Here is a 25236-nt window from a genome sequence, read left to right as displayed (position 1 = left end):
GGTGGAAGTCGTTCGGCTGTTCGAGTGAGGGGCGGAGGGCGTGAGATCCGACTCGGGACGGGGGCGGCGGGTCAGAACGCCGGGCGCTCCGGATCCAGCCGCGCCAGTCCCTCGCCCGGCGACGACGCCTCCGCGAAGTGCCGGCGGGGGATGCGGCCCGCCCGGTACGCCAGCCGCCCGGCCTCCACCGCGTGCCGCATGCCCTCGGCCATCAGGACCGGTTCCTGGGCCCGCGTCACGGCGGAGGCGAGCATCACCCCCGCGCACCCCAGCTCCATCGCGAGGGCGACGTCCGACGCCGTACCGGCACCCGCGTCGAGGATCACCGGCACGCGCGCGTGCTCGACGATCAGCTGGAAGTTGTGCGGGTTGCGGATACCGAGCCCGGACCCGATCGGCGACCCCAGCGGCATGATCGCGGCACAGCCCACGTCCTGGAGCTTCCGCGCGAGCACGGGATCGTCGTTGGTGTACGGCAGCACGGTGAAACCGTCGTCGACCAGTGTCTCGGCGGCGTCCAGCAGCTCGATCGGATCGGGCAGCAGGGTGCGCTCGTCGGCGATGACCTCCAGCTTCACCAGGGCCGTACCGAGCGCCTCGCGCGCGAGGCGGGCCGTCAGCACCGCCTCGCCCGCCGTGAAGCAGCCGGCCGTGTTGGGCAGCACCCGGATGCCGAGCCGGTCGAGCACGGTCAGGACCGAGCCGTGCACGGTGGCGTCCACCCGGCGCATCGCGACCGTCGTCAGCTCCGTGCCGGAGGCCACCAGCGCGCGTTCCAGGACGTCCAGGCCGCTCGCCCCGCCGGTGCCCATGATCAGCCGGGACGAGTAGGTCGTACCGCCGAGGACGAAGGGGTCGTCTGCCATGGGATCAGCCTCCTTGGACGGCGGTGAGGACCTCGACGCGGTCCCCCTCGGACAGGGCGGTGGTCGTCCACCGCGCGCGGGGGACGACGGTCTCGTTGAGCGCGGCGGCGACACCGGAGGCGGACGGGGTGAGCGTCCGCACGAGCGCGTCGAGGGCCGTACCGGGGGCGATCTGCCGCCGCTCCCCGTTGACGAGGACGGTCAGGGTCCCGGTGGTGCTCACACGGCCGGTGCTCATACGGGCTGCTCCAGGAGTTCGCGGGCCGCGCCGGCGCGGAACCGCAGGGGGGTGAAGTCGCGTGCCTCGGCGGGCAGTTCACCGGTGGTCAGGACATGGGCCATGACATCGCCGGTGACCGGGGTGAGGAGGACCCCGTTGCGGTGGTGGCCGGTGGCGAGGAGCAGGCCGTCGAGGCCGGTGGGGCCGAGCAGCGGCGCGTTGTCGGGGGAGGCCGGGCGCAGACCCGCGCGGGTCTCGGTGAGCGGGAGTTCGGTGATCCCGGGGACCAGCTCATGGGCGTCCCGCAGCAGTTCGTACACCCCGCCCGCGGTGACCGTGGTGTCCCAGCCCTGCTCCTCGCTGGTCGCGCCGACGACGAGTTCGCCGTTCTCCCGCGGCACGAGATAGACATGGCTGCCGCGCACCACGGCCCGCACGGTACGGCTCAGGAAGGGCGCGTACGGCCGCGGCACGGTCAGCCGCAGCACCTGCCCCTTCACCGGGCGCACCGGCGGCAGCACCTCGTCCGGGACCCCGGCGAGGCGCCCGCTGAGGCTGCCCGCGGCGAGGACGGTCCGCCCGGCGCAGAGCGCGTCGCCGTCGCCGGTACGGACCCCGGTGGCCCGCTCCCGGACCACCGACAGCTCCTCGGCCCTGGTCCGGTGGAAGACCACCCCGGCGCGCTCGCAGGCCGCGACGAGGGCCCTGGAGAGCCGCCTCGGGTCGATCTGGTGGTCCCCGTCGACCCGCAGCCCACCGCGCACGCCCGGCGCGAGCATCGGCTCCAGACGGCGGCAGTCGCGGCCGCTCAGCCACTCCGAGTCCAGGCCCGACCGGCGCTGCAGGGCGTGCAGGTCGCGCAGGTGGGCGCGGTCGTCCGCGTCCAGGGCCACGGCGAGCGTGCCCGAGCGGCGGTAGCCGAGGTCGAGGCCGGTGGCCTCCGTCAGCTCGGCCGCGAAGTCCGGGTAGCGGCGCGCGGACTCCAGGTTGAGCCCCAGCAGGGTCTGCTCGCCGAAGTGCAGTTCCGTGACGGCGGCGAGCATCCCGGCCGCCACGCGCGCGGCCCCGCCGCCGGGATCGGGATCGACCACGGCCGTGGCGAACCCGTGCTGCGCGGCCCGCCACGCCGTGACGAGGCCGATGATCCCGCCCCCCACGACGAGGACGTCCGAGGTGTGCGTACGCGACATGGGCGTCCAGCCCCTCCCTTCGCCGGCATGACCCGGATCAGGTTCGTACGGTCGGAGGCCGCCAGCCTCCCTCTCAGCCCGGTGCGTCCGGGCTCCCGCGAGTGCTCTACGGTGGCCCACCCTAGCCCTCGTCGTCCGCCTCGGTAAGGGAGCCTCCGCCCATGGCCCGTTCGCTCGACGGTCTCGTCCTCGTCCCCGTCGCCGACCAGGCCCCGGGCCAGGTCGGCACGCACACCCGCTTCGCGTACCACGAACAGGGCGGTGAGATCTGGGCCGAGTACGCGGGCGGCGACGTCGTCCGCGGTCACCTCGTGGGCACGCGCGCGGGGGACCGGCTGGACTTCCGGTACGTCCAGCTGAAGACCGACGGGACCACGGCCTGCGGGCACTGTGTGTCCCGGGTGGTCGAGCTGCCCGACGGGCGGGTCCGTCTGGAGGAGACCTGGGAGTGGGAGTCGGGGCCGGGCAGCGGGACGAGTGTCGTGGAGGAACCGGCCGGGGGCGCCGGGGATGTGGAACAGCTCACGGAGCACGACCACTGACTGACCATTTGTCAGCTGTCTATGGTGATCAGGTGAGCGAGCAGACGCGGACGCAGACGCCGGGACGGACCGGACGACGGGTCGTCGTCGTGGGCGCGGGCATGGCCGGGGTGCAGACCGCCGTCGCCCTGCGCGAACAGGGTTTCGCCGGCGAGGTGACCCTGATCGGCGCCGAGCCGCACCAGCCGTACGACCGGCCGCCGCTCTCCAAGGCCGTCCTGCTCGGCAAGGCCGAGGGCTCCGCCTTCGACGTCGACTTCGAGGCGCTCGGCATCGACCTGCGCCTCGGCCGCGAGGTGACGGGCCTGCGCCCCGCCGACCACGCGCTCGACACCGCCGCCGGGCCCGTCCCGTACGACCTCCTCGTCCTCGCGACCGGCGCGGAACCGATCCGGCTGCCGGGCGCCGAGGGCGTGCCCGGCGTGCATCTGCTGCGGACCCTGGACGACGCCGAGCGGCTGCGGCCCGTCCTGGCCCGTCAGCACGACATCGTGGTCGTCGGCGCGGGCTGGATCGGCGCCGAGTTCGCCACCGCCGCGCGCGAGGCGGGCTGCGCGGTGACGGTCGTCGAGGCCGCCGACCGCCCGCTCTCGGGCGCGCTCCCGGCCGAGGTCGCCGCGCCGATGACCGCCTGGTACGCCGACAGCGGCACCACCCTGCGCACCCACGCGCGCGTGGAGCGCGTCGAGCCCGGGACGGTGGTCATGGACGACGGCACCCGGGTACCGGCCGGCGCGGTCGTCGTGGGGATCGGCGCCCGCCCGGCGACGGCCTGGCTGACGGGCTCGGGCATCGCCCTGGGCGCACACGGCGAGGTACTGGCCGACGACCATCTGCGCACCTCCGCGCCGGACGTCTACGCGGTCGGCGACTGTGCCTCCTTCCCCTCCGGCAGGTACGGCCGGCGGCTCCTCGTCCACCACTGGGACAACGCCCTCCAGGGCCCCCGCACGGTCGCCGCGAACATCGTCGGCGAGACCCCCGAGCCGTACGACCCCGTCCCGTACTTCTGGTCCGAGCAGTTCGGCCGCTTCGTCCAGTACGCCGGGGACCACGCCTCCGCCGACACCACCCTCTGGCGCGGTGACCCCGCCGGCGCCGCCTGGTCGGTGTGCTGGCTCCGGGAGCGCCGGCTGGTCGCCCTGCTGGCGGTGGGCCGCCCCCGCGACCTGGCGCAGGGCCGCCGCCTGATCGAGGCGGGCACGCCGCTGGACCCCGCGCTGCTGGCGGATCCGGCGAGGCCCCTGAAGGCCGCGACGGCGTAGACCGGGGCGGCTCGGCTACCCACTGTCAGTCCCAGATGGCAGTCTTGGAGACGTGACCGAGATTGACGCAAAGATCGATGCTCTCGTCCCCGCGTGGCTGACCCTCCCCGACATCGCAGAGATGCTGGACGTCGAGGTGACCCGCGTGCGGCAGCTGGTGAAGGAAGGCCAGCTCATCGCCGTACGCCGTGGTGAGAACCGCGCGCTGCACGTCCCCGCCGCCTTCATCGACGAGGACAAGGTGGTCAAGGGCCTGACGGGCACCCTGACCCTGCTCAGGGACGACGGCTTCAACGACGAAGAGATGCTGGAGTGGCTCTTCACTCCGGACCCCAGCCTGCCCGGTACCCCGGCCCAGGCCCTGAGCGAGAATCGCGGCACGGAGGTGAAGCGGCGCGCCCAGGCGCTCGCCGTCTGACCCGAACCACCGGAAACATCCGAAACAGCCGTCCGCGTGGCGTGCGGAGCCGGGCCCCGGCGAGGGGCGCGGTGCCGTGCGCCGCGCCGACCACGCACCGTCAACGGGGGACCCACGCATGCCCGACGCCGCCGCACAGCTCGCCGACGCCCGGCTCTACCTCTGCACGGACGCCCGCCGGCGCCAGGGCGACCTGCCGGAGTTCCTGGACGCGGTCCTGGCCGGCGGCGTGGACATCGTGCAGCTCCGTGACAAGGGCATGGAGGCCGCCGAGGAGCTGGACCACCTCCGGGTCCTCGCGGACGCCTGCCGCCGCCACGGAAAGCTGCTCGCGGTCAACGACCGCGCGGACGTCGCGCACGCCGTCGGCGCGGACGTCCTGCACCTCGGCCAGGGCGACCTCCCCGTCCCCGCCGCCCGCGCCATCCTCGGCCCGGACGTCCTCGTCGGCCGCTCCACCCACGCCGAGGAGGAGGCCGCCGCGGCGGCCGTCCAGGAGGGCGTGGACTACTTCTGCACGGGCCCCTGCTGGCCCACCCCCACCAAGCCCGGCCGCCACGCCCCCGGCCTGGACCTGGTGCGGTACACCGCCGCCCTCGGCACCGACCGCCCCTGGTTCGCCATCGGCGGCATCGACCTCGGCAACCTCGACGAGGTCGTGGAGGCGGGCGCCCGCCGGGCCGTCGTCGTCCGGGCGATCACCGAGGCGGACGACCCCCGGGCCGCCGCGGCGGAGTTCACCAAGCGTCTGCGCGCGCTCTAGGACCCGTCCCGGGCGGGCTCCCGGCCCATGGCCGTCCAAGGCGTGGACAACAGGTCGGCAAAACCGACAAAAACCCCCGGTTCGGTTGGGGGACGGCCGGGACCTGACTAACCTGCCGGTATGGCCCTAGGAACCGCGTCCACCAGGACGGATCGCGCGCGTACCGTGCGCGACATGCTCGCCACGGGCAGGACCACGTACTCCTTCGAGTTCTGGGCGCCCAAGACGGAGAAGGGCGAGCGGAACCTGTGGAACGCCCTCCGCAGGATCGAGGCGGTCGCCCCGAGCTTCGTCTCCGTGACGTACGGCGCGGGCGGCTCCACCCGGGCCGGCACGGTCAAGGCGACCGAGCAGATCGTCGCCGACACCACCCTCACCCCGGTCGCCCACCTCACCGCGGTCAGCCACTCCGTCGCCGAACTGCGCAACATCATCGGGCAGTACGCGGACGCCGGGATCCGCAACATGCTCGCGGTCCGCGGCGACCCGCCCGGTGACCCCATGGCCGAGTGGATCGCGCATCCGGAGGGGCTGACGTACGCCGCCGAACTGGTCCGGCTCATCAAGGAGTCGGGTGACTTCTGCGTGGGCGTCGCGGCCTTCCCGGAGATGCACCCGCGCTCCCCGGACTGGGACAGCGACGTGGCCCGTTTCGTCGACAAGTGCCGGGCCGGCGCCGACTACGCGATCACGCAGATGTTCTTCCACCCCGAGTCGTACCTGCGTCTGAGGGACGCGGTAGCCAAGGCCGGCTGCGAGACCCCGGTCATTCCCGAGGTCATGCCCGTCACCAGCGTGAAGATGCTGGAAAGGCTGCCGCAACTCAGCAACGCAGCCATCCCGGACGCCCTGAAAGAGCGGATCGTCACAGCCAAAGACGATCCGGCCGCTGTACGCTCCATTGGCATCGAGTTCGCCACGGAGTTCTGCGCGAGGTTGCTGGACGAAGGAGTCCCCGGACTTCACTTCATCACCCTGAACAACTCCACCGCGACTCTGGAAATCTACGAGAACCTGGGCCCGCACCATCCACCTCGGGCCTAGACCGGTCGCACTCGCGTACGACACACTGCGTAGCGGCCACAGGGAGAGGGGCGTACATGGGCTGGACGGTCCTCTACATCGCGTTCGGTGTCGTCGCGTTGTGGCTGCTGGGCGAGGTGCTGCTGCAGTACAAGGCACGTCTGCGCTGGCGGCTGCTGGCCTTCGGCGGATTCCTGTGCGTGGTCCTCGGTGTGCTCATCCCCAATGTGATCGTGATCGCGCTGGGCGCGATCGGGTTCGCCACCGGACAGACCTATGTGACCCTCTCGTTCCGCCGCGGCTTCGAGGCGGGCTGGGCCGTCCGGCCGCGTTCCGGTGAGGGCGAGGGCGAGGGCGGCGGCGGCTTCCCGAAGCCCGGCAAGAAGCGCCGGCGCGGCGAACCGGACCGCCAGGACCCGACCCTGGAGGTCATGGACCTGGAGCCCACCGCCGGCGGGGCGTACGGCCAGGGCGACGACCGGCTCGACGACGACCGCGAGGACGACGTGTTCGTCCGCCCGCAGTCCACGCCCGCCGCGGCCACCGTCTACTCGCCGGAGCCCATGCCGGACGACACCAGCACCTACGGCGTCTACGGCGACGACAACGCCTACGCGGGCACGGCCGGCCAGCCCTACGCGACCGCCGACCAGTCCCAGTCCGCGCAGGACGAGGCCTTCGCCTACTACGGCTACGACCAGCAGGGTTACGGCTACGACCCGAACCAGCAGCAGTACGCCGCCTACTCCGACCCGTACATCGGCACCCAGACGTACGACGCCACGGCCTCCTACGACCAGTCGTACGGCCAGCAGGGGTACGGGCAGCAGGGCTACGGCCAGGACCAGTACGGCAACGCCGGGTACGGCGCCGAGACCCCGCCCGGCGGTGTCTGGGTGCCGCAGCAGCGCAGCACCGACGACGCGTTCGACCCGTTCGGCAACGACCAGCCGGCGGACCAGCAGTACCCGTACCAGGGCAACGGCAATGCCAACGGCAACGGCAACGGCCAGAACGGTTACGACGAGCAGCAGTACCGTTTCTGAAGGCCCTCCCGGGCCTCGGTGAGGCTCACTGCGAGCCGCGGAAGTCCGGGCCCTCCACGATCAGTCCGGCCACCAGGGCGCCCGACATCCCGGCGTGCGGCAGGCCGCCGCCGGGGTGGGACCAGCCGCCGACGGTGAACAGGCCCGGTGTCGCGGTGGAGTTGGACGGGCGCAGCCATCGTCCGCCGGCCGCGGCGAGCGCCGGGGCCGGGACCGCGCCGCCCTCCGCACCGGTCGCCCGCGCGATGTCGGCCGGGGTGCGCACCTCGCGCCACAGCAGGCGCTCCCGCAGGTCGGGTACGGCCCGCTCGGCGGCGGTGAGCAGAAGCTCGACCCGCTGGTCGACGGCCCCCGGCCCGGCCCCGCTCCCGTCCGGCCGGGCGGGGACCGCGCAGCTCACCGTGACCGCCTCGTGCTCGGAGTCCGGCACCAGCGCCGGATCGCCGGGGCGCAGCACCGTGACCGTGGGCGCCGCGACCGCTCCGGAGGCCGACCCGAACAGCGAGTCCAGCTCGGCGTCCCGGTCCTGCGCGTGCACCACCGTCCGGTGCGCCGTGCCCTCCGGACGGCCACCGCGCAGCGCCAGCAGCACGGTCAGCCGGCTCGTGGCCCCCGGCACGGCCGGGATGTCGCCCTCACCCCGTACGCCAGGACGCCGCGCCAGGCGGTCCAGCACCTCGGGCGCGACCCCGGCGACGACGAAGTCGGCGTCGGCCACCGAGCCGTCCGCCAGCTCCACCCCGGCCGCCCGGCCGTCCTTCTCGACGATCCCCGTGACCTCGGCGCCGAAGACGAACCGGACCTTGCGGGCCAGACACCGCTCGTACAGCGCCCGCGCCAACTCCCGTACGCCGCCCCGGACGTACCAGGTGCCGAAGGCGTGCTCCATGTACGGCAGGACCGCCGCGCTCGCCGGGACCGCTCGCGGGTCCAGGCCGTACGCGAGGGCGTGGCTCTCCAGCAGGGCGGTGAGCCGGGGGTCGCGCAGTTCCCAGGCGCCGATCTCGGCGAGGGTGCCGGCGCGGCGGGTGCGCAGCAGGCGCTTGTGGGGCACCGCCGGGTACGGCTCCCGCTCGGCGAGGACCTTCCAGTCGGACCACAGCGGCTCCTCCAGGAGCGGCCGGCGGGTGCGGTCCCAGGCCTCGCGGGCCCGCACCAGGAAGTCGCCCCAGCGGTCGCCGGCGCCCGGGCCGAGCGCGGAGTCCAGGGCGGCGACCACGCCCGCGCGCGAGGCGCCCGGCAGCGGGAGGTCGGTGCCGTCCGCGAAGACGTGCCGGGCGGCCGGGTCCACCTGGACCAGGTCGACGCACTTCTCCAGCGGTTCCCGGCCGGTCTTGAGGAACAGGTCGCGGTAGACGGCCGGCAGGGGCAGCAGCCCCGGGCCCGTGTCGAACGCGAAGCCGCCCTGCTCGAAGCGGCCCACGGCTCCGCCGTAGGTCGCCGCGCTCTCGTGCACCACCACGCGGTGGCCCGCGACGGCCAGCCGGGCGGCGGCCGCCAGGGAGCCGATTCCGGCGCCGATCACCGCGATGTCTGCCATGTGAGCGACCTTATCGGCCGCCGCTGTCCTTCCACTGCCGCGGTCGAGCTCGGAGGGTTCGGTCATGTCGGCGGCTGCGGGTCAGCGGGGGCTGGTGGCGCAGTTCCTCGCGCCCCTCAGTGGCGGCTGCGCCGCCGACCGGGGGAGTACCGGCGCGGGCGCGATCGTCACCAGTCGGCAACAGGGCGGGGTGGGGGTGAGTGCGCAGCGCTGAGTACGCGTACCTATGCGATGAGTTGAGTATCCGTACGGATGGGCTCCCACCTGCGTGAACGGGAGAGTGGAGGCACGGGAAGGGGCGCGGATCCGGTACCGCCGACACGGGGCGGCGGAACGGTTCCCGCGCTCTTACCGCTCCTTCCGTCGACCGGAGTCGGCGGGAGCGAGGCACGGGGGAGCACGGGGGAACGAGGAAGCGCCGGTTCGAGGTGGCCGCGGGGGACGTGGCCAGTTCGGACCGGCGCTCTCGTGTGTGCGGCTCGTACGCGCCCGGCCGGTGGGGCCGGACCCGGTCAGCGGTTTCCGCTCACCCGGCCCTGGAGCAGCCGGGAGAGTGCCGCGTGGACGTCGTCCAGGGAGCGCTGCGGCTGGAAGGCCTTCCAGTCCAGGGCGGCCACCAGAACCATGCCGACCAGGGCCGACGCGGTCAGACCGACATCGATCTCGTCGCTCAGCTCGCCCCCTTCGACGCCCTCGCGCAGCACGCCCTCGACGACCGCGACGGCCTCCTGCCGGACGACCATCAGCGTGGACTGCCAGGCCCGGTTGGTGCGCCACAGTTCGGCGACGTAGAGCTGGGTGAACGACGGGTAGCGGTCGATGAAGACGAGTCCGGCCCGGATCATCGCGTCCAGCGAGTCGACCCGGCTGCCGCCCTCCCGCGCCGTGCCTTCGGCGGCCTCGCGGAGGGAGGCGGTGAGCAGGCCCACGCCGTGCCGCAGCAGTTCCTCGAAGAGGACCGACTTGCTCGCGAAGTTGTAGTAGACCGTGCCCTTGGCGACACCGGCCCGCTCGGCGATCTCGTCCACCGTGGTGGCGGAGAACCCCTGCTCCGCGATGAGGGTGACGGCCGCTTCGTAGAGTTTCTGCCGGGTCGCCTCGCGGCGGCCCCCGCCTGCGCCGCCGGGGGCGTTGCTGCTTTCCATGGCCTTGATTGTCACAGGAACCGTGCCGTGCGCGGGAACCGGACGGTGCGCGGGAGCCCTGCGCCGCGCGGTCACAGGCTCAGCTCCGGGTGCAGCCGGTCCATGGTCCACACCTGCTTGCGGCGGGCCGACAGGGCGGTCAGCGCGAGCGCGCCCGCGGTGAAGGCCACCAGCACCGCGCACGCCTGCCACACCGGGCCCAGACCACCGCCGGTGATCAGCCTCCGGAGAGCGTCGACCACATGGCTCATCGGCAGGAAGGGGTGCACCGCGTTGAAGAAGTCCGGACTGGTCTGCACCGGGTACGTACCGCCCGCCGACGTCAACTGCAGCATCAGGAAGGCCAGGACGAGGATGCGGCCCGCCGCCCCGAAGCGCGCGTTGAGCCACTGCACGATCGCCGCGAAGCACGCCGTCACCAGGAACAGGAAGCCCACCGTGCCGGCCGCCCGCGCCATCTCCAGGCCGACCGCCCAGTGCAGCACCGCCATCAGTGCGACCGTCTGCAGCACACCCAGCGCGGCCACCGGCAGCCAGCCCGCCAGCGCGATCCGCCACGCCGAGGCGCCCGCCGCGAGGGCCCGCCGGTTGAGCGGCTGGATCAGCATGTACGCCACCATCGCGCCCACCCACAGGGACAGCGGGATGAAGTACGGGGCGAACCCGGTGCCGTAGTTGGGCGCCTTGTGCAGGTCCCTGGTGGCCAACTCCACCGGGTCGGCCATCACTTCGGTGCGCCGGTCGCGGTCCCGCTCGTCGTAGTCGGGGATCTGCTCGGCCCCGTCGCGCAGCCCGCCCGCGAGCTTCCCGGAGCCGTCGGCCAGCTGGAACATGCCGCCCTTGAGGTCGACCGCGCCCGTCTTCAGGTCGCCGACACCGGTGTCCAGGTCGTCCGCGCCCGTCCTGGCGGTGCCGAGGCCGGTGTGCAGGGTCTTGGCACCCTTGGCCACCTTCGCGGCGCCCCGGTCGAGGGCGTTCACCTTGGCGACGGCGTCGTCGAGGTCCGTGGAGAGGGTGGGCGCCGCCTTCGCCAGGGCGCGGGCCTGCTTCTCCAGGGTCTGCAGATCCTTGTCGAAGGCCTTCAGGTCACCGTCGTAGTCCTTCACCACGGTGTCGACGTCCTCGGCGAGCACGGCCGCCTCCGCCGCCGCGTCCTTCGCCTTCTTCAGGTCGGCGCAGGCCGCGTCGGGCAGCACGGCCTCCTCGCAGCGCCGCCGGTGGACGTCGTCCAGGGTGTCGGAGGCGGCACGTGTGCCGGTCGCGGCGGCCGGTGCCGTCGTCACGAACGCGTCGAGGTGGTCCCGGATCGTGGCCGCCGAGTCGGCGACCAGGGTGGCGGTGTCCGCGATCGTGCCGCCGTCCTTCTTCAGGAAGGGCCGCACCTGGTCCGCCGCCGCGCCGACCTTGTCGGCGAGCTTGCCGGTGCCGTCCGCGACCTGCTGGGCGCCGTCCTCAAGATCGCCCGCGCCCTCCTCCAGGTCCTTCAGCCCGCCGGACAGGCTCCCGCTGCCCTTCTTGGCCTCCTTCAGCCCGTCCGCGAGGTCCTTGGAGCCCTGCTCCGCCTTGTCGATACCGCCCTTGAGGTCGTCGGCTCCGTCCGCCGCCTCCTCGGTCTTCCCGTGGATGTCCGAGAAGGAGATGAAGATCCGGTCCAGGAACGACCGCGAGGCCTTCGTGGACGCCGCCGTCCGCACCTCCGAGAACACCGTCCGGGAGATCTGCCCGACGATGTAGTTGTTCGCGTCGTTCGTCCGCACCTGGAGGGCGCCCGTCTCCGGCACGTCCCCCGAACTGGACGCGATCCGCTCGCTGAAGTCCTCCGGCATCGTCAGCGACAGGTAGTACGTGCCGTCCTCGACGCCCGCGCGGGCCTCGGCGGCGCTCACCGGGTGCCACTCGAAGGTGTCGCTGTCCCGCAGCCCCTTCGCGATGTCGTCCCCCGCCGTCAGCCTCTCCCTGCCGACGGACGCCCCCTTGTCGTCGTTCACCAAGGCCACGGGGATACGGTCCAGACGGCCGTACGGGTCCCAGAAGGACCACAGGTACAGGGCGCCGTACAGCAACGGCAGCAGCAGGAGCGAGACCAGCGCGGCGCGCGGCAGCTTCCCCCGGCCGAACCGCCTCAGCTCAAGCGCGGCGAGTCCCGGCGAGCGCATCGGCCGTCTCCTTGTCGTCGTCGGAGTTCTTCTCGTGGTCGGAGTTCTTCTCGTCGTTCTCGGGTGTCCCGGGTGCCGTCGACACCACGACCGCTCCCTCGGGTGCCTCGCTGCACACCGCCACGACCGTGGTCCCGGACTCGGCGAGGGAGCGCAACAGCGCCCACATCCCGTCCCGTTCGGCGTCGGAGAGCTTCAGGTCGGAGTCGTCCACGCCGAGCAGACGGGGCCGGCCGACCAGGGCGAGGGCGACGGACAGCCGCAGCGCCTCCATCCGGTCGAGGTCGCGTACGGCGGTCCGGGAGCCCTTCGGCAGGGCCTCGCGGTCGAGCCCGGCGGCGGTCAGGGCGGACTCGATCCGGTCCTTCGCCTCGGCGGCGTGCTCGGCCCGGGGCCGCAGCAGCCCGCGCAGGGTGCCGTCGAACCGCCGCTGCAGCAGCGCCCGTTCGCGCAGATGCTCCCCGACGGTCAGGGACGGATCGAGATCGGTCACGCCGGGGACATGGGCGAGGGCGCTGATCCGGCGGACGGCGGCCATCCGCTTCGGTAGCGGGAGCGAGCCGACCGTGGCGCTGCCCTCGCTCGGCCTCATGCGCCCGGTGAGCGCGAGCAGCAGACAGGTCCGCCCTGATCCGGACGGCCCCTCGACCGCGATCAGCGAGCCTGCCTCCGCCTCGAAGCCGACTCCCCGGAACGCCCAGCCGCGCGGCCCCTTCAGCCCGAACCCCTCGGCGCCGACGGCGACCCCGCGGGCCGTGTCCCGCCCCGCGTCGGCCGCCTCGGCCTCCCCTGGCTCCGCCATGCCCCCAACCCCTCTGCCGTCGCACCCGACTGTTTTTGAACTGACTGGTCAGTGCAAAAACTACTCCGAACTTCTGCTCGAAGCAAAAGCGCAGGTCAGAACGGATTGTCAGTGGCATACCGCACGATGGGCACATACGGCACCTCGTGTCAGAGCATGCCGTCCGCAGACGACAGGAGGTTCGTCATGGCCAGCTACCACGCAGCAGCCGCAGGCCGGCGCCGCGCCCCCGGCCCTGCCCCCTCACCGAGCGGCCCGGCGAGCGACGTGCACCCCGTGCTGCGCCGGGCCACGGCCCCGCCCGCCGCCCTCGATCTGCTCGCCCAGGCCCGCTCCGGACTCGACGAGGCGGTCGCCCTCCCGACGCCCAACGAGCGGTACGCCACCGCCCACCTCGCCGCCCTGCGCACCGCCGCCGCGGTGCTCGCCGCCCGGGGCCGCCCGGAACTCACCCCGAAGCGCCGCGCCAAGATCCGGAGCGCCTGGGAAGTGCTCCCCGAGATAGCGCCCGAACTCGCCGAGTGGAGCGCGCTGTTCGCCTCCGGCGCCGCCCGCCGCGCGCGTGCCGAGGCCGGCATCCAGGGCGCGGCGAGCATGCGCGACGCCGACGACCTCATACGCGACGTGGCGATGTTCCTGCGCCTGGTCGAGCGGATGCTGGTGCTCCAGCCGGTGCTGCCCCAGCCCCGGCAGGACGGCGGCCCGGGAGTCCCGGACGCGGGCTGACCTACCGCCTCGGCGCCGCCCATTAGGGTTGGGGTCATCAGCGCCCTCCGCCACGGCCCCCGGGCCCGGCGGGGACGCAAGCCCATCGCTCCGCCGCACACCAGGCGGTGCCGCGCCGAGGAGTTACTGCCGTGTCGGACCCGATGCGACCCCGCGCCGCCCTCCGTACCGCCGTGGTCTGGGAGGTCCTCCAGGACGCCCTCGACCGCCGGGTGAAGGCCACCGGGCGCGAGTCGCTCGACGTGCTGGACGCCGGGGGTGGCAGCGGCAGGTTCGCGGTGCCCGCCGCCCGTCTCGGCCACCGCGTCACCGTCGTCGACCCCAGCCCGAACGCGCTGTTCGCGCTGGAGCGCCGGGCCGCCGAGGCCGGTGTCGCCGACCGCGTGCGAGGTGTCCAGGGCGACGCGCACGGCCTCTTCGACGTCGTCGAGCGCGGCGGGTACGACGCGGTGCTCTGCCACGGCGTCCTGGAGTACGTGGACGACCCCGCCGAGGGCGTCGGCAACGCGGTCGCCGCGCTCCGCGCCGAGGGCGTCCTCAGCCTGCTCGCCGCCGGTCTGGGCGGAGCGGTGCTCGCGCGGGCCCTCGCCGGGCACTTCAAGGAGGCCCGGCAGGCGCTCGACGACCCGAACGGACGCTGGGGCGAGGGTGATCCGGTTCCGCACCGCTTCACCGCCGGGCAGCTCACCGCGCTCGTCGAGGGCACGGGCCTCGCGGTCGCCGCCGTGCACGGCGTCCGGGTCTTCGCCGACCTGGTCCCGGGCGTTCTCGTCGACACCGAGCCCGGCGCCCTGGAGGCCCTGCTCCAGCTGGAGGCGGCGGTCGCCGAACTGCCCGCCTTCCACTCCGTGGCCACGCAACTTCATGTGCTGGGCGAGACGCGAGGGACCACCGGGGCCTGAGCCACCCCCCGATGCGGAGGGGGTGACCCGCTGATCAGGGGCTCGGCGGCGGATGGAGTACGCCACAGGCCCCCCGATCGGGCGCTCGGAGCCGTATGATCGAGGGAGACCGTTCCGGCATGACGGGCCGTCCGCTGGGGAATTCACACCTCAGCGGGTCGGGGTGCCATGGCGGGTTCCGGTTGGCGAATTGGCGTAGAGGGGCGGGTTTCAAGGGGGCGATTCCCTGCCTATCCTGAAGAGGACCCCCCGGGTCGCTCCGGCGACCGCACGATGAGGAGGACTCCGTGCCGCTCTCAGAGCACGAGCAGCGCATGCTCGAGCAGATGGAGCGAGCGCTGTACGCCGAAGATCCCAAGTTCGCGTCAGCGCTTGAGGGAAGCGGGCTGCGTACGTACACCCGGCGGCGGGTCTACCAGGCGGTCGCGGGCTTTCTGGTGGGTATCGCGCTCCTCATGGCCGGAATGGTCGCACAGCAGATCTGGGTCAGCGTGGTGGGTTTCCTCGTCATGCTGGGCTGCGCCGTGCTCGCCGTCACCGGTTGGCGCAAGGCCCCCAAGCCGGGTGAGCAGCCCACCGGTGCCGCAGGCTCCGCAGGTGCGCGTCGTCAGACGCGGCAGCGCCGCTCCATGATGGACCGAATCGAACAGCGCTGGCAGCGCCGTCGTGACGAGCAGGGCGGCCACTGAGCCGACCGGACCGCCGATCCGACAGCCACGGCTGAACAGCTGAAGACGGACGAAGGGTGACCACCTAAGCGGCGGTCACCCTTCACGTATGCCCACAAATCGAACAGCTGCGTCGCGCGGAGCGGCTGCGTAGCGTTGAACAGCCGGTGCCTCGCCGAACGGCCGGGTCCGTTCACGGGCCCTGCGGCCGTGTGCCCGCGCCGTCCCCGCCCGTGCCGCACACGCCCCCACCACATGTCTGCCCCCGCCGGGCGAACCCGGCGGGGGCAGAGGCATCGGCCGGCCGCAGCCGCTAGCCGTTCTGGCCCGGCGAGGGGCGTCGCCACGGCAGACGCGGCGACGGGAGACGGGAGAGCAACTCGTCCCTGGTGTCCGCCCAGCGGGCGGAGAGCGCCCAGGCCACCCGGACGGTCGAACGCGGCAGCAGCAGTGCCCGGAGCTTCGTCCGGCGCCCGGCGTGCGCCCGCAGACCGACCTCGACCTGGTGCGCGTCCCGGGCGAGGCCCGCCGGGATCTGCGGACGCGGAGCGAAGAGGACCTGCTCCACCGCCGCCGCCACCCGGTGCACCGCCTCGGCGGCATCCGGTTCCAGCTCGCCCAGCCGCACGATCCGTGCGGCGGCCTTGCGGGGCGTCTGCGACTCGTCCGGCGCGATCCCGTAGTCCCACGCCGTGTCGGCGACCTCCTGCCACGCGGCCAGCGCATGGGCCGCCGCGGCCTCCGTACGGCCGTACCCCGAGGCTCTGCCCGGTGCCGCCGGGGAGCCGTCCGGGCCGGGCCCTCCCGCCTCGTCGGTCAGGTCCTGGGCCGGACCGGGTGCCTGAGGCCCCTCGGCCGCCTTTCTGGGCACCGTGCCGGCGTGCGCGCCCAGCCGTACCGACCGGACCCGCAGCCGCCACAGCATGGGCAGCAGCGGGATCGCCAGCACCAGGAGCGCCCCCGGCAGGATCAGCAGGGTCCAGGGCGAGAAGAACAGCAGGCCCCAGAACGAGCGCCGGTCGTCGTCCGAACCCGCGATCGCCGCCGCGGACTCGCTCGCGCAGGCGCCGAGCTTCACCTCCTGCGGGGTACAGCTCGCACTCGCCGTCGGCTCGGCCGACGGCTCCGTGGTCGTCGACTGCGAGGGCCGGGGCACCTCGGGCAGGCCGCCGGTGCCGGTGTCCTCGGGCACCGTGTACGGCGGAGTCGTACCCCGGTTGGGGGTCGGCTCGAAGCGGGTCCAGCCCACACCCTCGAAGTACAGCTCCGGCCAGGCGTGCGCGTCGCGCAGCCCCACCGACATCGTGCCGTTCGTCTGCGGGGTGCCGGGGGTGAAGCCCACCGCCACCCGGGCCGGTATGCCGAGCGTGCGGGCCATGGACGCCATCGCGAAGGAGAAGTGGACGCAGAAGCCCTCCTTCTCCTGCAGGAACCGGGCTATCGCCCGGGCGCCCGTACCGGACCGCACCTCGGTGTCGTAGGTGAACTCGCCGCTGAACGCGAACCAGTCCTGCAGCTTCACCGCCCGCTCGTAGTTGTTCGTCGCGCCCTCGGTGACCTCCAGCGCGGTCTGCGCCACCACCGGCGGCAGCGAGGCCGGCACCTTGGTGTACTCCCGCCGCAGGGACGGCGGGGGCTCCGGCGCCGAGGAGAGCTGCTCGGCCGTGGGCTGCACGATCAGGCTCTCGACCGTGTACTGGACACCCTTGGTGTCCTGGTCGTGATCGCCGACGAGGGTGCGCCCCACGGGCTCGTACCGCCAGTCGCCGTCGATGTCCACGCCCGTCACCGGGTACGGCATCGGCAGCCAGTCCTGCTCGTAGTTCTCCGCCGCGACGATCCGGGTCGTGATCGTGGACCGCTTGACGTCGGTGCTCAGGCCGGACGGGGTGCCGAAGTCGTCCGGCACCTCGGTGATGGAGCGCTCGGTCGGCGTCCACGCGGTGCCGTCGAACCTGTCCAGGGAGACGATCCGCAGATACATCTCCTGCACGTCGTCGGTGTTGGTGCGGTACGACAGGACCTGGCGGTCCTCGTCCACGTTCAGGCTGTCGCCCAGCTGCACCACGGGGTTCACCGCGGAGATCGTGCCGCCGCCCCCCGAGCCCCTGCCGATGCCGGCGCCCGTGGCGTCCAGCAGCCCGCCGTCGAGGGAGGGCAGCCCGAGCGGCACCACCAGGGCGATGCCCAGCGCGACGGCGCCGATGCGCCGCCCGGTGCGCACCGGGGCCACGGCACCGCCCGCGGACTCCGGGCGCGGACCGCCCGGCGCGCCGCCGAAGACCCGGCCCCACTGGGAGAGCCGGTCCCGGCTCTCGGTCAGGAGCAGCAGCAGATAGCCGGCCGAGGCCAGCACGAACCACAGCCACGCGGCGCCGTCGGAGAGCCCCGTGGCGACCGAGTACAGCGCGAGCAGCGGCAGACCGGCCGGGGCCGCGCTGCGGAACGTCACGGCGAGCGCGTCCACCAGCAGGCCTATCACCAGCACCCCGCCGATGATCATCAGCCGGATGCCGTCGCTCAGCGGCGCCGGGATGGCGTACCGGCCGACGTCCTCGCCACCCGTCTGGAGCAGCGTCCCGAAGTACTGGAACGCCTCCGGACCGGGCACGATCCCGGCCACCGCCCGCTCCCGGGCGAAGACCAGCGTCAGCATCATCAGCGTGACCAGCGCCTGCGCGGCCACGGTCAGCGGCCGGGCCAGCGGGACCCGCCGCGTGAGCGCTCCCACGCCGGTCTGCACACCCAGCATCAGGGCCGCCTGGAAGATCCAGGTCGCCGGGTCGACCAGGGGCAGCAGTGCGCACGCCGCCATGATCGTGGCGGCCCAGGCGCACAGCGCCAGCTTCGCCCGTCCGCTCATGACCGCCCTCCCATGCCGCTCCCGGACATCGCACCGGTGCGCTGCTGGTCCGCCTGGCGCCACAGGTCCGTCAGCGCGGCGCCGCGCGGCACCGTCAGCGCCGTCCAGCCCGCCTCGCGCAGCAGCCGCAGCGACTCCTCGCTCGCGCCCCCGGCACCGGGCACCTCGCCCGGTTCGGTCGTCCACGTCTCGCTGTCCAGCAGGAAGGCGACCGCCCCTCCGCTGCGCTGACGCATCTTGCCGATCACCGTCGCCTGCTCCTCGTCGAGGTCGCCGAGGAAGGCGACCAGCAGCCCCTCGTTGCCGCCGCGCAGCACGTCGTACGCGGGCGACAGGCCCGTGCCGTCGGAGTGGTCGATCACCGCGAGGGTGTCCATCATCAGCCCGGCCGCGTCGGCGGACTCCTGGCTGGCGCCGGCGAACCCGTCGGCGCCCTCACCCGGCACCGAACTGCCGGTGTCCGTCAGCAGCCGTACGGAGAAGCCCCGTTCGAGCATGTGGACCAGCATGGAGGCGGCACCGGAGACGGCCCACTCGAAGGCCGAGTCGGGGCCCGCGCCGAGGAAGGCCTCGCCCCGGGTGTCCAGCAGCACCGTGCAGCGGGCGCGCTGCGGCTGCTCCTCGCGGCGCACCATCAGCTCGCCGTAGCGTGCGGTCGAACGCCAGTGCACCCGGCGCAGGTCGTCGCCGTGCCTGTAGCCGCGCGGGATCACGTCGTCCTCGCCGGCCAGCGCCAGCGAGCGCTGCCGGCCGTCGCCGTACCCCTTGGCCTCCCCGCTCAGCCGTACCGGCGGGAGCGCCTCCACGCGCGGGACGACCGTCAGGGTGTCGTACGTGGAGAAGGACCGGGTCAGCTCGCACATGCCGAACGGGTCGGTCAGGCGCAGCTGGAGCGGGCCCAGCGGATAGCGGCCGCGCAGATCGGAGCGGACGCGGTACGACACCTCGCGGCGCCCGCCCGCCTCCACCCGGTCCAGGACGAACCTCGGCCGCGGACCGAGCACGTACGGCACCCGGTCCTGGAGCATCAGCAGCCCGGTGGGCAGCCGCGAGACATTGTCCATCCGCAGATGGACGCGGGCCTCGCTGCCGGCGGGCACGCGCGCGGGGGAGAGGCGGCGGCTGCCCGCGACCCGGTAGCGGGTGCGGTACAGCACGGTCGCGCAGACCAGTGGCAGCACGGCCAGCAGCAGGCCGACCCGCAGCAGATCGCTCTGCCCGAGGACGTACGCGCAGACGGCCGCCGCCACCCCGGCGGCCAGGAAGGACCGCCCGCGGGTGGTGAGGCCGGCGAGAGCCGTGCGCAGCCCGCCCTTGTCCTGCTCCGGGGCCGGCGCCGGCCCGGCGGTGCTCATCCAAGCCTCCGCGGCGGCTGCTGCGGGTAGGCGGGCGCGGAGTGCACCGAGCCGAAGCCGCTCTGCGCCTGCGGTGCCTGCGGTACGGGCGTGCGCTGCAGGATCTCCTGAACGACCTGCTCCGGCGTACGCCGGTTGAGCTGGGCCTGGGCGGTGGGCAGCAGCCGGTGGGCGAGGATGGCCACGGCCAGCGACTGGATGTCGTCCGGCAGGGCGTACTCCCGGCCGCTCAGGGCGGCGGTCGCCCTCGCCGCACGCAGCAGATGCAGCGTGGCGCGCGGCGAGGCGCCGAGTCTGAGATCCGGGTGGCTGCGGGTGGCGCCGACCAGGTCCACGGCGTACCGCCGGACCGTTTCCGCGACGTGCACATTGCGGACGGCCTCGATCAGCTTCAGGATCTCGTGCGCGTGCGCCACCGGCTGCATGTCCTCCAGCGGCGAGACCCCGCCGTGGACGTCGAGCATCTGCAGCTCGGCCTCCGGGCTCGGGTAGCCCACGGAGACGCGGGCCATGAAGCGGTCGCGCTGGGCCTCCGGCAGCGGATAGGTCCCCTCCATCTCCACCGGGTTCTGGGTGGCCACCACCATGAAGGGGCTCGGCAACTCGTACGTCGTGCCGTCGATCGTGACCTGGCGCTCCTCCAGGGACTCCAGGAGCGCGGACTGCGTCTTCGGCGAGGCGCGGTTGATCTCGTCGCCGATCACGATCTGCGAGAAGATCGCGCCCGGCTTGAACTCGAACTCCTTGCGCTGCTGATCCCAGATGGACACACCCGTGATGTCCGACGGCAGCAGGTCCGGCGTGAACTGGATACGCCGCACCGAGCAGTCGATGGACCGCGCCAGTGCCTTGGCCAGCATGGTCTTGCCGACGCCGGGCACATCCTCGATCAGAAGATGTCCCTCGGCGAGCAGCACTGTCAGCGAAAGCCGTACGACCTCAGGCTTGCCCTCGATCACTCCTTCGACCGAACTGCGGACTCGCTCCACAGTGCTGGTCAGATCAGTGAGGCTCGCTCGATCGTCATAGGTCGTCACCCGGCCCTCCTCGGCCCGTTCTTTCTCCGGGCCGTCGCTCTGCGATGCGGACCGGCCCACCCCGAAACACGGACACCACGCGCGATCTGCTCAGCGTGACGTCACACCCGCATTCTTGCTGCCGTTACCAATCCGTGTCACTCGCCTGTGGACAACAGTCCGCGATATGTCGGTTTTGCTGTGTTTCAAAGGCCGAGATGCCAGCAGATTGACAGGAAACCAGGGCTGCGCGGGACCGCCCCGGGGCGGTAGGAAGGCGGTCCCGGCGGCAGGGTTTCGACAGGGCTCAGGCCGGATCGATCTCCCGGAGCAGGCCCGTCTTCACATCGAAGACGAAGCCGCGCACATCGTCGGAGTGCAGCAGGAACGGGTTGGTGCGCACCCGCTGCATGGACTGCCGTACGTCCTGGTCCACGTCCCGGAACGACTCCACCGCCCAGGCCGGGCGCTGGCCGACCTCCGCCTCCAGCTCGGTGCGGAAGTCCTCGGTGAGGGCCTCCAGACCGCAGCCGGTGTGGTGGATGAGGACGACGCTGCGGGTGCCGAGCTTGCGCTGGCTGATGGTGAGGGAGCGGATCACGTCGTCGGTGACCACGCCGCCCGCGTTGCGGATGGTGTGACAGTCGCCCAGCTCCAGGCCGAGCGCGTCGTGCAGGTCGAGGCGGGCGTCCATGCAGGCCACGACCGCGACGCGCAGGACGGGGCGGGCGTCCATCCCGGGGTCGGTGAACGCGGAGGCGTACCGCTCGTTCGCCTCGACGAGACGGTCGGTGACGGTGCCGTCGGATATGGCGCCTTCGGGGCCGGTGGGAACTGCTGCGGAGGTCGTCATGGTCAAGACGGTACTGGTCACGCCCGCTCGGGGCGCTCTGTGAGAGAGGACAAAGAACGCCATTGAGCCTTGTTGTGAGGTAACCCACAGGAGTGGCGGGATCGCGGCCGTACGGGTGATTCATCCATGTTCGCGGCTTCGGCTCGGGCACGCGCCGCGACGCGCAGGCCGGTTGATTGACCGCGAGGGGCCGTGGACTAAAGTGACGCCGAGCGGGGGCGAGGCCCCCGCTGGACCGAAACCCCAAGGAGAACCGGCGAGAGCCCGGCGTCTCCCCGCGTGCGCGGCGCGTACGTGCGGCTCGCGCCGGACCTGAGAGGGCCCCTTGAGCAACAGCCGCCACGTCCCCGTCATGCTCCAGCGGTGCCTGGACATGCTGGCCCCGGCCCTCTCGGAGCCCGGCGCGGTGGTGGTCGACTGCACACTCGGCCTCGGCGGCCACAGCGAGGCACTCCTCACCCGGTTCCCCGAGGCACGGCTCGTCGCCCTCGACCGCGACAAGGAGGCCCTGCGCCTCTCCGGCGAGCGGCTCGCCCCCTTCGGCGAGCGCGCCACCCTGGTGCACGCCGTCTACGACGAACTCCCCGACGTCCTCGACCGCCTGGACATTCCGCGCGTCCAGGGCGTCCTGTTCGACCTCGGCGTCTCCTCCATGCAACTCGACGAGGCCGACCGGGGCTTCGCGTACGCCCAGGACGCCCCCCTCGACATGCGGATGGACCAGACGACCGGCATCGGCGCGGCCGAGGTCCTCAACACCTACCCGCCGGGCGAACTCGTCCGGATCCTCCGGGCGTACGGCGAGGAGAAGCAGGCCAAGCGGATCGTCTCCGCGATCGTGCGCGAGCGCGACAAGGAGCCCTTCACCGACAGCGCCCGCCTCGTCGAACTGATCCGCGACTCCCTGCCGCAGGCCGCCAAGCGCACCGGCGGCAACCCCGCCAAGCGCACCTTCCAGGCGCTGCGCATCGAGGTCAACGGCGAACTCACCGTCCTGGAACGGGCGATCCCCGCCGCCGTGAAGGCCCTCGCGGTCGGCGGCCGGATCGCCGTGCTGTCGTACCACTCCCTCGAAGACCGTCTGGTGAAGCAGGTGTTCGCGGCGGGCGCCGCCACCACCGCGCCCCCCGGACTGCCCGTCGTCCCCGAGCGCTACCAGCCGAGGCTCAAGCTCCTCACCCGTGGTGCCGAACTTCCCACCGAGGAAGAGGTCGCCGAGAACCGGCGCGCGGCCCCCGCGCGACTGCGCGGGGCGGAACGTGTGAGGGCGGACGTCGAGTGAGGAGTGCGTGAGGCGCGTGAGCAGGAAACCCGAACTGAGGGGCCGGGCCGCCCGTCTCGCGCGGCTGCTGCCCACCAGACCCAAGGGGGCCGCCCGCACCCCGTTCGTCCTCCTGGTCGTCCTGCTGCTGGGCGGCGGCCTCATCGGCCTCCTCGTGCTGAACTCCGCGCTCAGCGAAGGGGCGTTCACGCTCGACGACCTCCAGGACGACGTCAAGAGCTACACCGACGAGGAACAGGCGCTCCAGCGTGACGTGGACGCCTACTCCGCGCCCGACGCCCTCCAGCGCCGCGCCCGCGAACTGGGCATGGTCCCCGGCGGCGACCCGGCCTTCCTGAACCCCGACGGCACCGTCAAGGGCGTCCCCGGCGCCGCCCGGCAGTCCGTGGCCCGGATGCCGCTCGTCCTCGCGCCCGAGATCCTCGACCCCGGCCCGCCGACGAGCCCGACGCCCACCCCGAGCCCCACCCCCTCGGCCACGGCGACGCCGTCACCGTCGCCGCCCCCGGAGCCCGCGGGCGCCCCCGACCCCGCCCTCGCCTCCACCCCCGCACCGACCCCCACCCCCACCCCGTCCGTACAGTCCCCCCAGCTCCCGACGACCCCCGGCAGGTGACGGAAGTGGCCGATTCAGGCAGGCAGCCCCCGCGCCGCCGCGTACCCGGACCCGCCCGGCCCGTACGACCGGGCCAGCAGCGCCGGCCCGGCCCCGGCGGACGCCCCGCCGGGCAGCGCCGCCCGCCCACGCCCCGGCCGCCGGCCGGCAAGACCATCCGCCTGGGCAGTCCCCGCCCCCGGCTGCGCATGGTGAGCCTCGCGCTGACCCTGGTGATGATCGCCTTCGTCGTACGGCTGCTCCAGGTGCAGGCCGTCGACGCGAGCGAGTACGCCGCCAAGGCCGACCAGAACCGGTACGTCGGCCGGGTGCTGGCCGCCGAGCGGGGCGGTATCACCGACCGCAACGGCGTCGCCCTCGCGATCAGCACCGACGCCAACGACATCACCGCCGACCCGACCATGTTCACGCGCGAGCAGCTGAAGGTCGACGACGGACCCGAGCAGGCCGCCGCGCTCCTCGCGCCGATCCTCGGCACGGACCAGGACACGCTCACCGAGAAGCTCCGCACGAAGAACACGCGCTATGTGCTCCTCGCCCGCCGCCAGACCCCCCAGGTCTGGAACCAGATCAGCGACCTGAAGTCCGCGCTCGTCCAGCGGGCCAGGACGGAGAAGGGCACCGTCAACGCCCTGGCCGGCGTCTTCCAGGAGCCCAGCACCAAGCGCGTGTACCCCAACGGCGACCTCGCCGCCGGGATACTGGGCTGGGTCAACGCCGAGGGCAAGGGCGGCGGCGGCATCGAGCAGCAGCTGAACAACCGTCTGGCAGGCAAGGACGGCAAGATCCGCTACGCCCAGTCCGGCGGCCGTCTGGTGCCCACCGCGGGTTCCACCGAGACCCCCGCCGTGGCCGGCTCCGACGTCGAGCTGACCATCGACCGCGACATCCAGTGGGCCGCGCAGAACGCCATCACCGAGCAGGTGAAGAAGTCCAAGGCCGACCGCGGCTACGTGATGGTGCAGGACACCCGCACCGGCGAGATCCTCGCCATGGCCAACTCGCCCGGCTTCGACCCCAACGACCTCACGAAGGCGAACCCGGACGCGCTCGGCAACGCGGCCCTCCAGGATGCCTACGAGCCCGGCTCCACCGCCAAGGTCATGTCGATGGCCGCCGTACTGGAGGAGAACGTCGCCACACCGGGCACCCATGTCACCGTGCCCAACCGGCTGCACCGCGGCGACCGGCTCTTCAAGGACGACATCGACCACCCCACCTGGTTCCTCACGCTCAACGGCGTCCTCGCCAAGTCCAGCAACATCGGCACCATCCTCGCCACCGGCGAACTCGGCGGGAACCAGCGGGAGTCCAACAAGATCCTCTACAACTACCTGCGCAAGTTCGGCATCGGCGACTACACCGGCCTCGACTTCCCCGGCGAGACCAAGGGCATCCTCGCCGCGCCCGGCGACTGGTCGACCTCGCAGCAGTACACGATTCCTTTCGGCCAGGGCGTGTCGGTCAACGCCATGCAGGCGGCCTCGGTCTACTCGACGATCGCCAACGGCGGCGTACGCGTCGAGCCGACCCTCGTCCGGGGCACCAAGGGACCGGACGGCCGCTTCACCCCCTCGCCCAAGCCCGAGAAGAACCGGGTCGTCAGCGAGAAGACGGCGAAGACCCTCGCCCGGATGCTGGAGTCCGTCGTGGACGACGAGGAGGGCACGGGCACCAAGGCGCGCATCCCCGGCTACCGGGTCGCGGGCAAGACGGGTACGGCCAACCGTGTGGATCCGGCCACCGGCAGATACCGCGGCTACACCTCGTCGTTCGCCGGGTTCGCTCCCGCCGACAAGCCGAGGATCACCGTCTACTGCGCGATCCAGAACGCCACCAAGGGCAACTACTTCGGCGGCCAGATCTGCGGACCCATCTACAAGGAGGTCATGGAGTTCGCCCTGAAGACCCTCCAGGTCCCGCCCACCGGGACGAAGCCCGCGAACCTGCCCGTCGCCTTCACACCCTGACCGCCTTCG

General features: G+C 72.9%; 24 protein-coding genes and 1 riboswitch. Of the genes, 13 read left to right on the top strand and 11 right to left on the bottom strand.

Features of this window, described 5'->3' with window-relative positions:
* Nucleotides 1-71: 71 nt before the first annotated feature.
* From J8M51_RS16205 to thiO, 3 genes are all read right to left on the bottom strand, one after another.
* Nucleotides 72-866: a thiazole synthase gene (locus tag J8M51_RS16205; protein ID WP_086758765.1), complete on the bottom strand. Its 795-nt coding sequence runs from the start codon at nucleotides 864-866 to the stop codon at nucleotides 72-74.
* Nucleotides 867-870: 4 nt separating this feature from the next.
* Nucleotides 871-1071, bottom strand: a complete 201-nt coding sequence (thiS, locus tag J8M51_RS16200) for a sulfur carrier protein ThiS (protein WP_086758780.1) — start codon at nucleotides 1069-1071, stop codon at nucleotides 871-873.
* A 29-nt stretch (nucleotides 1072-1100) separates the two neighbouring features.
* The gene (gene thiO / locus J8M51_RS16195) at nucleotides 1101-2276 is read right to left on the bottom strand and encodes a glycine oxidase ThiO (RefSeq protein ID WP_086758767.1); all 1176 of its coding nucleotides are present in this window, start codon (nucleotides 2274-2276) and stop codon (nucleotides 1101-1103) included.
* Nucleotides 2274-2385, bottom strand: a riboswitch (TPP riboswitch). (Overlaps the previous gene by 3 nt.)
* Nucleotides 2386-2437: 52 nt before the next feature.
* Between thiO and J8M51_RS16190 the strand changes: the two genes are divergently transcribed.
* From J8M51_RS16190 to J8M51_RS16165, 6 genes are all read left to right on the top strand, one after another.
* On the top strand, nucleotides 2438-2818 hold the full coding sequence (locus J8M51_RS16190; protein ID WP_086758769.1) for a hypothetical protein: 381 nt from the start codon (nucleotides 2438-2440) through the stop codon (nucleotides 2816-2818).
* A 32-nt stretch (nucleotides 2819-2850) separates the two neighbouring features.
* The gene (locus J8M51_RS16185) at nucleotides 2851-4083 is read left to right on the top strand and encodes an NAD(P)/FAD-dependent oxidoreductase (protein ID WP_086758771.1); all 1233 of its coding nucleotides are present in this window, start codon (nucleotides 2851-2853) and stop codon (nucleotides 4081-4083) included.
* A gap of 52 nt (nucleotides 4084-4135) precedes the next feature.
* Nucleotides 4136-4501, top strand: a complete 366-nt coding sequence (locus tag J8M51_RS16180; RefSeq protein WP_086758773.1) for an Rv2175c family DNA-binding protein — start codon at nucleotides 4136-4138, stop codon at nucleotides 4499-4501.
* Nucleotides 4502-4619: 118 nt separating this feature from the next.
* Nucleotides 4620-5264, top strand: coding sequence for a thiamine phosphate synthase (thiE, locus tag J8M51_RS16175; RefSeq protein WP_267299232.1), 645 nt, complete (start codon nucleotides 4620-4622; stop codon nucleotides 5262-5264).
* 120 nt (nucleotides 5265-5384) lie between these two features.
* Nucleotides 5385-6308: a methylenetetrahydrofolate reductase [NAD(P)H] gene (gene metF / locus J8M51_RS16170; RefSeq protein WP_086754002.1), complete on the top strand. Its 924-nt coding sequence runs from the start codon at nucleotides 5385-5387 to the stop codon at nucleotides 6306-6308.
* Between the two features lie 56 nt (nucleotides 6309-6364).
* Nucleotides 6365-7333, top strand: coding sequence for an SCO2102 family sporulation regulator (locus tag J8M51_RS16165; RefSeq protein WP_086754000.1), 969 nt, complete (start codon nucleotides 6365-6367; stop codon nucleotides 7331-7333).
* A gap of 25 nt (nucleotides 7334-7358) precedes the next feature.
* Here the strand turns inward: J8M51_RS16165 and J8M51_RS16160 are convergent, their stop codons facing one another.
* Complete coding sequence (locus J8M51_RS16160) at nucleotides 7359-8873, bottom strand: phytoene desaturase family protein (RefSeq protein WP_086753998.1); 1515 nt, start codon at nucleotides 8871-8873, stop codon at nucleotides 7359-7361.
* Nucleotides 8874-8937: 64 nt separating this feature from the next.
* On the opposite strand from J8M51_RS16160, the gene J8M51_RS16155 reads away from it, so the two are divergent.
* Nucleotides 8938-9087, top strand: coding sequence for a hypothetical protein (locus J8M51_RS16155; protein WP_179202959.1), 150 nt, complete (start codon nucleotides 8938-8940; stop codon nucleotides 9085-9087).
* A 298-nt stretch (nucleotides 9088-9385) separates the two neighbouring features.
* Here the strand turns inward: J8M51_RS16155 and J8M51_RS16150 are convergent, their stop codons facing one another.
* The 3 genes from J8M51_RS16150 to J8M51_RS16140 all read right to left on the bottom strand — a co-directional run bounded on the left by J8M51_RS16150 (nucleotide 9386) and on the right by J8M51_RS16140 (nucleotide 12976).
* On the bottom strand, nucleotides 9386-10018 hold the full coding sequence (locus J8M51_RS16150) for a TetR/AcrR family transcriptional regulator (RefSeq protein WP_086753996.1): 633 nt from the start codon (nucleotides 10016-10018) through the stop codon (nucleotides 9386-9388).
* 71 nt (nucleotides 10019-10089) lie between these two features.
* Nucleotides 10090-12174 (bottom strand): YhgE/Pip family protein, encoded by a 2085-nt coding sequence (locus tag J8M51_RS16145; RefSeq protein WP_086753994.1) that lies wholly within the window; start codon nucleotides 12172-12174, stop codon nucleotides 10090-10092.
* Nucleotides 12146-12976, bottom strand: a complete 831-nt coding sequence (locus J8M51_RS16140; protein WP_086753992.1) for an ATP-binding cassette domain-containing protein — start codon at nucleotides 12974-12976, stop codon at nucleotides 12146-12148. The genes J8M51_RS16145 and J8M51_RS16140 overlap by 29 nt, the downstream gene beginning before the upstream one ends.
* Before the next feature lie 186 nt (nucleotides 12977-13162).
* On the opposite strand from J8M51_RS16140, the gene J8M51_RS16135 reads away from it, so the two are divergent.
* From J8M51_RS16135 to J8M51_RS16125, 3 genes are all read left to right on the top strand, one after another.
* A complete protein-coding gene (locus J8M51_RS16135) occupies nucleotides 13163-13702 on the top strand; it encodes an SAV_6107 family HEPN domain-containing protein (protein ID WP_216589227.1) in 540 nt (179 codons plus the stop codon).
* Between the two features lie 131 nt (nucleotides 13703-13833).
* Entirely contained in the window at nucleotides 13834-14604 is a 771-nt protein-coding gene (locus tag J8M51_RS16130; protein ID WP_179203405.1) for a class I SAM-dependent methyltransferase, read from the top strand.
* Nucleotides 14605-14891: 287 nt separating this feature from the next.
* The gene (locus tag J8M51_RS16125; RefSeq protein ID WP_086761755.1) at nucleotides 14892-15293 is read left to right on the top strand and encodes a DUF3040 domain-containing protein; all 402 of its coding nucleotides are present in this window, start codon (nucleotides 14892-14894) and stop codon (nucleotides 15291-15293) included.
* A 292-nt stretch (nucleotides 15294-15585) separates the two neighbouring features.
* Here the strand turns inward: J8M51_RS16125 and J8M51_RS16120 are convergent, their stop codons facing one another.
* The 4 genes from J8M51_RS16120 to J8M51_RS16105 all read right to left on the bottom strand — a co-directional run bounded on the left by J8M51_RS16120 (nucleotide 15586) and on the right by J8M51_RS16105 (nucleotide 21359).
* Entirely contained in the window at nucleotides 15586-18135 is a 2550-nt protein-coding gene (locus tag J8M51_RS16120) for a transglutaminase TgpA family protein (RefSeq protein WP_086761757.1), read from the bottom strand.
* Nucleotides 18132-19490, bottom strand: coding sequence for a DUF58 domain-containing protein (locus tag J8M51_RS16115; protein ID WP_086761759.1), 1359 nt, complete (start codon nucleotides 19488-19490; stop codon nucleotides 18132-18134). The genes J8M51_RS16120 and J8M51_RS16115 overlap by 4 nt, the downstream gene beginning before the upstream one ends.
* Nucleotides 19487-20527, bottom strand: a complete 1041-nt coding sequence (locus tag J8M51_RS16110) for an AAA family ATPase (RefSeq protein ID WP_086761761.1) — start codon at nucleotides 20525-20527, stop codon at nucleotides 19487-19489. The genes J8M51_RS16115 and J8M51_RS16110 overlap by 4 nt, the downstream gene beginning before the upstream one ends.
* Nucleotides 20528-20813: 286 nt before the next feature.
* Nucleotides 20814-21359, bottom strand: coding sequence for a beta-class carbonic anhydrase (locus J8M51_RS16105; RefSeq protein ID WP_086761769.1), 546 nt, complete (start codon nucleotides 21357-21359; stop codon nucleotides 20814-20816).
* A gap of 325 nt (nucleotides 21360-21684) precedes the next feature.
* Here J8M51_RS16105 and rsmH point away from each other — a divergent pair, with 325 nt between their 5' ends.
* The 3 genes from rsmH (at nucleotide 21685) to J8M51_RS16090 (ending at nucleotide 25227) form a co-directional block, all read left to right on the top strand.
* Nucleotides 21685-22641 (top strand): 16S rRNA (cytosine(1402)-N(4))-methyltransferase RsmH, encoded by a 957-nt coding sequence (gene rsmH, locus J8M51_RS16100; RefSeq protein ID WP_086761763.1) that lies wholly within the window; start codon nucleotides 21685-21687, stop codon nucleotides 22639-22641.
* 16 nt (nucleotides 22642-22657) lie between these two features.
* Complete coding sequence (locus tag J8M51_RS16095) at nucleotides 22658-23257, top strand: hypothetical protein (protein ID WP_267299231.1); 600 nt, start codon at nucleotides 22658-22660, stop codon at nucleotides 23255-23257.
* Nucleotides 23258-23445: 188 nt separating this feature from the next.
* On the top strand, nucleotides 23446-25227 hold the full coding sequence (locus J8M51_RS16090) for a peptidoglycan D,D-transpeptidase FtsI family protein (protein WP_216869746.1): 1782 nt from the start codon (nucleotides 23446-23448) through the stop codon (nucleotides 25225-25227).
* Nucleotides 25228-25236 lie beyond the last annotated feature (9 nt).

Source organism: Streptomyces griseiscabiei (assembly GCF_020010925.1).
Taxonomy (GTDB): domain Bacteria; phylum Actinomycetota; class Actinomycetes; order Streptomycetales; family Streptomycetaceae; genus Streptomyces; species Streptomyces griseiscabiei.
The sequence above is the reverse complement of the archived record's forward strand: the minus strand, read 5'-3'. Positions and strand labels throughout refer to the sequence as shown.